At 40.4% G+C, this 6923-nt stretch carries 6 protein-coding genes and 1 riboswitch; of the genes, 4 read left to right on the forward strand and 2 right to left on the reverse strand.

The features are described from left to right. Window positions 1-12: 12 nt before the first annotated feature. Window positions 13-1017 (reverse strand): tyrosine recombinase XerC, encoded by a 1005-nt coding sequence (locus tag CLHUN_RS12265; protein ID WP_080064883.1) that lies wholly within the window; start codon window positions 1015-1017, stop codon window positions 13-15. A 311-nt stretch (window positions 1018-1328) separates the two neighbouring features. Here CLHUN_RS12265 and CLHUN_RS12270 point away from each other — a divergent pair, with 311 nt between their 5' ends. Then, on the forward strand, window positions 1329-1502 hold the full coding sequence (locus CLHUN_RS12270; protein WP_080064884.1) for a Spo0E family sporulation regulatory protein-aspartic acid phosphatase: 174 nt from the start codon (window positions 1329-1331) through the stop codon (window positions 1500-1502). 15 nt (window positions 1503-1517) lie between these two features. Here CLHUN_RS12270 and CLHUN_RS12275 read toward each other — a convergent pair whose 3' ends face one another. Then, complete coding sequence (locus CLHUN_RS12275; protein WP_080064885.1) at window positions 1518-2462, reverse strand: metallophosphoesterase family protein; 945 nt, start codon at window positions 2460-2462, stop codon at window positions 1518-1520. 160 nt (window positions 2463-2622) lie between these two features. Between CLHUN_RS12275 and CLHUN_RS12280 the strand changes: the two genes are divergently transcribed. The 3 genes from CLHUN_RS12280 (at window position 2623) to CLHUN_RS12290 (ending at window position 6728) form a co-directional block, all read left to right on the forward strand. Continuing rightward, the gene (locus CLHUN_RS12280; RefSeq protein WP_080064886.1) at window positions 2623-4302 is read left to right on the forward strand and encodes a 2-oxoacid:acceptor oxidoreductase subunit alpha; all 1680 of its coding nucleotides are present in this window, start codon (window positions 2623-2625) and stop codon (window positions 4300-4302) included. Between the two features lie 3 nt (window positions 4303-4305). Beyond that, a complete protein-coding gene (locus CLHUN_RS12285) occupies window positions 4306-5157 on the forward strand; it encodes a thiamine pyrophosphate-dependent enzyme (protein ID WP_080064887.1) in 852 nt (283 codons plus the stop codon). Between the two features lie 466 nt (window positions 5158-5623). Beyond that, window positions 5624-5756: riboswitch (cyclic di-AMP (ydaO/yuaA leader) on the forward strand. Continuing rightward, the gene (locus CLHUN_RS12290; protein ID WP_080064888.1) at window positions 5757-6728 is read left to right on the forward strand and encodes a C40 family peptidase; all 972 of its coding nucleotides are present in this window, start codon (window positions 5757-5759) and stop codon (window positions 6726-6728) included. Window positions 6729-6923 lie beyond the last annotated feature (195 nt).

The following is a 6923-nucleotide window of genomic DNA, read 5'->3' on the forward strand; positions in this document are numbered from 1 at the left end:
GTTTGGATTTACCTATTTTTCTTTTATAGCTGCAATTTCAGCCGTACCAAACTCCGCCAGGGGATTTTTACTTACAGCGTCCCGGAGCTGCTGCTGATCCAGATGTGTATAAATCTCAGTGGTTGCAATGCTCTGATGTCCAAGCAGCTCCTGCAGTGCTCTTATATCCACATTTCCGTATTTATACATCAAGGTAGCGGCGGTATGCCTGAGCTTATGTGTGGAGTAGCGCTGCGGGTCAAGTCCTGCCTCGCTTATGTACTTCTTAACTATTTTCTGAACGCTTTCCTTGCTGATTCTCCGCTTGTGCCCGCTTATGAACAAAGCATTCCTATCCTTGATGCCATTGGACGGTCTTATTTTTATATAAGCCTCAAGGACTTGAACACATGCCTTGTTGAGAGGGATGCTGCGTTCCTTGTCCCCTTTACCTATGACGGTCAGGGTATTATTCTTTATGTTATTCAAGTTTATGCCTACAAGTTCTGAAAGACGTATCCCGCAATTAAGAAAGATAGTCAGAATTGCCAAGTCTCTTACGGAATTTGGTCCCTCACTGACTGAAACAGATGTCAGCAGCTTTTTGCTTTCTTCAACATTTAAATATCTGGGCAGCCGCTTGAGGATTTTGGGAGATTCCAGTTCATTTGCCGGGTTAAAGTCCAGCAGCTTGGCTTTGGTTGCAAGATAGTTGAAAAAGGTCTTCAGGCTGGCTACCTTCCTTGCACGGGCATGAGAAGTATTGTCCCGGTTATTGCTGACAAAGGACATATAAGAATACAGATCGCTCAGGACAACAGTTTTGAGCAGTGCTATATCAACATCGGTTATGGGAATGTCATCAAATTCCATATTTTTATCGGCCAGATTCCTATGCAGCTTCAAAAAGCGGAAGAAAACCCTTAAATCATAAAAATACACTTGAACGGTATTTACGGATTTTCCCTTTATTGTCTGCAGATAGTTTAAAAAGTCTCTTAAAACCTCAGGCATTTCATAATCTGATATATTTTTCATTGGTAACCTCATAGTTATGATAGAATAAATTATTTTTGGGTATTATAATAATATGCATACTCTGACTAAAAAACCAAATATTTCTAAATATGTAAAAATTACTATTGATTTCCAGTAATTATATTGTTATTATGTTATAGGTTCAAATAAATTGGTAGAAATTATAGTAGTGTGCATTTTCTATAACAATAATTATAGCATCATTTTCCACATAAAATAAGGGCTTACTTTTTTTCATTCTTCATACAAACTTCACAATTAGGTGATATAATTAAAATAGTTTTATAAATTGGGTTTAGAAAGGGATTTTGATGAGGGAGCTAGATAAATTAAAAATAAAATTAAAAATTAATAAATTACGGCAGGAGATAAATCAAAAAATTGCCGAGGGAGACGATCTCAATGACAACGAGATACTATCACTCAGTGAACGGCTGGATATACTTATAAACCAATGGTATAAGTATGATAATCTCCAAAGATGAGCAAGTTCCGGAAGTTCAGCAATCATCTTCCTCCATGTTTTTACATGGAAGCTCATAGTCTGCAAAAAAATTATCATTAAATTTTTCAATAGGCTCCGGGCCTCTCATTATATGTCTTTCAATCTGAAGTACACCATCAGGATCTGCTTTTACTCTCCAGTCAACCATCATTATTTGTTCCCCCACAATTTCAATTCCTGTAATCCCCTTTGAATGAATACAGCAGCCTGTGTTAAAATATGGCAGCTCCTGGCTCTTCGGAAATTTCTGCCGGTGTGTATGGCCGCAAATAAGCATTCTCTTGTGCTTTAAAATCCATTTTTTATATGTCCTTTCAATTTTATGCCTTTTAAAATGATTCCTGGCAGGACTGGAGGGGTTTTGGAAGCCCACCACATGCATGAATCTCCAAAAGTATCTCAGTAAAAACATATTGATAACCCATAGCTGATCGTTCATAAGATCACCCTGATGCCCATGAACTATGAGAATCTCCTGACCGCTGGACCTGTTTTTCAACACCAGGGCTTCAATAGGCTTAAGCCCCACAAACAGGTCATGTATATCCTGGGTATAGTCATCATAGAACTTATAAAAATTCTTTTTTACATAGTCCTTATTTTTTAAATAAATATTATGGTTTCCATACAACATAATCATTTTTTTATTATCATGAAGCTTTTTCAGAACAGAAAAAACATCACTGTGAGCCAGCCTGATGTGCTTGAATTTGGGATATTCCCACAGTTCATCCCCATCACCAACTTCCACATACACATAATCATTCTCAAAATAATACTCCAACGCTCTCAACAGTATATTTTGATTTCTGCTGAATTCATCTGATACACTGTCGTCGCCTCTGTGACAATCGCTGAAAAAAATGTATCTGGAATTATGGTCGAAATACTCAACCTTTGCGTTTTTATAGGCCTTCATCAGTTTTTCATCTGTAAACATCAAGACTCTCCCTAAGATAATTTATATTAGTATAGTTCTAAATGACAGGTTTTATAAATATAATTTCATGTTTACCACTAAATTAAAGTGGTATCTTATAACCTATAATATATTGTGCTTTTTTGGTAATAAATAAACTTTATCAAGAAGAGGTGAATTTGTGAATTATAACATATTGATTGGAGGTGCGGCCGGTCAGGGTATTGATACTATTTCGGCCGTTTTGGAAAAAATTCTGAAAAGACAGGGTTTCCAGGTATTCACAATCAGGGATTACATGTCCAGAGTAAGAGGCGGGCATAATTTCATTCAAATCCGATTCGGCAGTGAGCAGCTTTTCTCACATACTGAGCAGCTTGACGGCATTGTAGCCATGAATGGAGAAACGGTGGAATACCACATTGAAAGGCTGAAGCCCGATGGCTTTGTGATTTGTGACAAGGAGATTCAAAATCCTGATTCCAGGTGCATAGGGCTTCCTCTGAAGCAAGCGGCAGTTGCCGCAGGAAACAGCAGGACAGCAGGAATTGCTGCCGCAGGTTCGGTATTGGAGCTTTTGGGAATTGCCGACACTGAAACTGAGGCGGTACTGGGAGGCTTCTTTAATGAAGAACTGTCGGATCAAAACTTTAAAGCACTTAAAGAAGGCAGAAAGCTTGTTGAAAAGAGAAAGCAGATACAGGCGGCAGCAGAGGATACCAGCATTCTGATAAACGGAAATGAAGCTGTTGCACTGGGAGCTGTTGCAGCAGACTGCAAATTTTACTCTGCCTATCCCATGACTCCCTCAACAAGTATTATGGATTACCTTGCTTCAAAAATGCTGGATGCCGAAATAGTGGTTGAACAGGCCGAGGATGAAATTGCGGCCATAAATATGGCTATCGGTGCATCTTATGCGGGAGTAAGAGCAATGACGGGGACCTCAGGCGGCGGTTTTGCACTTAAGGTCGAAGCCCTGGGACTTTCGGGAATGCTTGAGGTTCCCCTGGTAATAGCTGAGGTTCAGCGTCCGGGACCAACCACGGGACTTCCCACAAGAACAGAGCAAAGCGATTTGAGGTTTGTAATATCAGCCTCCCAGGGTGAGTTTCCGCGTATGGTAATAGCGCTGAGGAATGTTGAGGACGCTTTCTTTCAGACGGTAAGAGCTTTTAACCTGGCTGATAAATATCAATTACCGGTTATTCTTCTCAGCGACCAGTTTTTGTCGGACACCACCGTGACAGTCAAGCCCTTTGATCTGAGCCTTGTTGAAAGGGATAAACACATAGCTGTCCATAACTACCAGGAAGACAAGCCGTATTTGCGGTATGAAGTCACTCCGACCGGTATATCTCCAAGAATCATTCCCGGAAAGAATCCGGGGGTAACAGTACTGGTGGACAGTGATGAACATGATGAGTCGGGCCACATCACAGAATCGGCGGAAGTAAGGGTTCAAATGGTGGATAAAAGGATGCGGAAGCTGGAATTGCTGAAGGAAGAATTGCAGGAGCCGGATTTCTTTGGCAATGAGGACTGTGAAGTATTGCTGCTTGCCTGGGGCTCTGCCTGGGGGCCGGTTAAGGAAGCTGTAGATATGCTGAACAAAGCCGGTGCTAAAGGGAGATATGGAGCTTTGATTTTCGGAGATATCTGGCCTCTGCCTGAAAAACTCATTAGAGAAAAAGCCCGGAATGCTAAAAAAATAATAAATGTTGAACAGAACGCAACCGGCCAGCTTGCCGCAGTAATTGCAGAAGTTACCGGAATATTTTGCCACGACAGTATACTGAAGTACGACGGCAGACCTATGAGTTCACAGTTCATATATGAAAAAGTCAGGGGGAAGGTGTAGCCTATGTGCGATGTAAAGTTTAATGTTTCTGAAACGGCATGGTGTCCCGGCTGTGGAGATTTGAACATAATTGAATGTCTGAAGTCGGCACTGGAGCAAAGCGGAAAACAGCCCCACGAGGTTTTGGTGGTAGGAGGTATAGGTCAGGCGGCCAAAACTGCCCAATACATAAATACAAACGGATTCTGCGGCCTTCACGGAAGATCCCTTCCTCCTGCAGCAGCAGCCAAAATTGTAAATAAGGAGCTTACGGTAGTAGTAAATACCGGTGACGGCGATTCCTACGGAGAAGGTGGAAACCACTTTATACACAACATAAGAAGGAATGTGGATATAACACATTTTGTACATGACAACCAGATATATGGCTTGACAAAAGGTCAGGCTTCTCCTACCACAGGAATAGGGCATATTACAGGTGTACAAACTGCAGGGTCAATGAATGAGCCCTTGAATCCGCTTTTGCTGGCATTGGCTTTGGGAGCTGGTTTTGTGGCAAGAGCTTTCAGCGGAGACAAGGAGCATCTGACGAAGATTATGCTGGAGGCCATCCGTTATAAAGGCTATGCCTTAGTGGATATTCTTCAGCCCTGTGTGAGTTTTAACAAGATCAATACCTTTCAGTGGTACAGTAAACGTGTATATAAGCTGGAGGAGGGCTATGACAATACCGACAGGCTCAAAGCCATGGAAAAGGCCATGGAATGGGGAGAGCGCATTCCTCTTGGAATATTGTACAAAACAGAAAAACAGACCTTTAACGAAAAATTTGATTTCCTGAAAGGGGATAAGCCTCTGGTGGATAGGGAAACATCCCTTGAGAAGGTTAAAGGCTATATAAATGAATTTGTATAAGGCTCAATTCGTATAGAACTCTTAATTGAATCATAAATCAGAATTTAACGGCTCAGCTTGTTATTATACCAAAAAACCTGCACAAGCAGGAAAAGCAGGACAAAAAAGTGCAAAGGCGCTTTATGTCGGCTGAGGTATATAACAGGGTGAGCCGGTTAATTTTACTGATAGTTTTGATAAGATGAGCTGCAGCAATATTTTGAAACTAAAAATTATCCTGCCGGAGATATATTTATAACATATCATAAATATGTAATAACATCATAACGACATGTTATAAATATGCCAATTCTTGCCATAGAGGGTTCCAGTGTTTATAAAAAGGTGATTATGTAGTATTATGGAATAAGCTGCAGTATAGCCGAGAGGTAAAATAAGATAAGGAGGTGCAAAGAAATGGAACTGTAGCTGGAATAGCTGTTTGGTAAATGACTCTGGCAGTTTTTTATCAAAACAGGTATAGCAGTATATAAATTTGCTGAATCCTCAATTTTGAGGTACGGAGGAACCATGAACAGGGGGTTAATCCATATATTTGGTAGGGTTGTCCTATTACCCGAACCCGGCAGCTAACTTCGGAAGCACATATAGGAGGACTAATGACAAAAAGATTTAAAAAGGTTATCGCAGGCTGTCTTTTGATTATGTCACTTTCTTTTATTTCGTCAGTGGCAATGGCAGCTTCGGTACCTGGAAAAACCACGGGGACAGATGTTAAGCTCAGAAAGTCTCCCAGTACATCAGCCGCAATAATTACTAAATTAACTAATGCAAGTGTCACTGTAGTTGACAAGTCGGGAAATTGGTACAAAATCCTTGTTAACAAGAAGACAGGATGGATTTATGGGGATTATGTAAAATTATTGGCAGCTAAAGGAACCATCAATGCCAGCGGTGTTAATTTCAGAAGCGGTCCGGGCACCAGTTCAAAAGTAATTGCCGTTTTAAAGAAGAATACCGGGGTAACAGTACTGGAAACGGCTAAAGATTGGAACAAGGTAAAGATAGGAACAAAAACCGGGTATGTAGCGGCAAAATTTGTGGCCAATACAGCGGTCGCTCCGGCAGTTACAACAACAGTAAAAAAAGCTGTGAACGTCGCTGCTGCAACAGCTTCCACTTCTGCAGCTTCTGTGAAGGTTTCCAGAGCTATTGACGCCAGCGCTTTTTCAGCAGAGGTTGAAAGCGTGCTTTCCTTGGAACAGGAAATAGTTGCCTATGCCAGGGAATTCAACGGTGTCAAATATTTATACGGCGGAGATAACCCTCAAACGGGCTTTGACTGCTCAGGCTTTATAGGATATGTCTATAAAAGGTTCGGAGTAAAGCTGAACAGATCTGCTGAAGGTATGTATTCAAACGGAATAAAAGTGTCCAAGAGTCAATTGAAACCTGGTGATATATTGTTTTTTGATGCCTCCTCAAGAAAGGCATCCGGAAGGATAGATCATGCAGGTATATATTTGGGCGGTGACAGTTTTATTCATGCTTCGTCCTCCAATGGTGAAGTAAGGATACAGAAACTATCAGAATACAGAGGTACTTATATAGGAGCTAAGAGAGTAACTTAAAAATTTTTATAAAAACCGTAAAACCTTTTACACAAACAGGTTTTACGGTTTTTTTCGTCAAATTCTGAAAAATTACATATTCACAAATATGTTAAAATATGTAATAATATATACACTGACTGTTTGTAATTTAATTGTAACAAAATTTTTTAGATTTTTTATAAAAAAAACATTGTTAATTTATAACATCAATGG

The sequence above is a fragment of the Ruminiclostridium hungatei genome, assembly GCF_002051585.1.
Taxonomy (GTDB): Bacteria; Bacillota; Clostridia; order Acetivibrionales; family DSM-1351; genus Ruminiclostridium; species Ruminiclostridium hungatei.

Coding starts and splice junctions, on each gene's coding strand:
- CLHUN_RS12265 (WP_080064883.1), bottom strand. CDS start 1,017: ATGAAAAATATATCAGATTATGAAATGCCTGAGGTTTTAAGAGACTTT.
- CLHUN_RS12270 (WP_080064884.1), top strand. CDS start 1,329: ATGAGGGAGCTAGATAAATTAAAAATAAAATTAAAAATTAATAAATTA.
- CLHUN_RS12275 (WP_080064885.1), bottom strand. CDS start 2,462: ATGTTTACAGATGAAAAACTGATGAAGGCCTATAAAAACGCAAAGGTT.
- CLHUN_RS12285 (WP_080064887.1), top strand. CDS start 4,306: ATGTGCGATGTAAAGTTTAATGTTTCTGAAACGGCATGGTGTCCCGGC.
- CLHUN_RS12290 (WP_080064888.1), top strand. CDS start 5,757: ATGACAAAAAGATTTAAAAAGGTTATCGCAGGCTGTCTTTTGATTATG.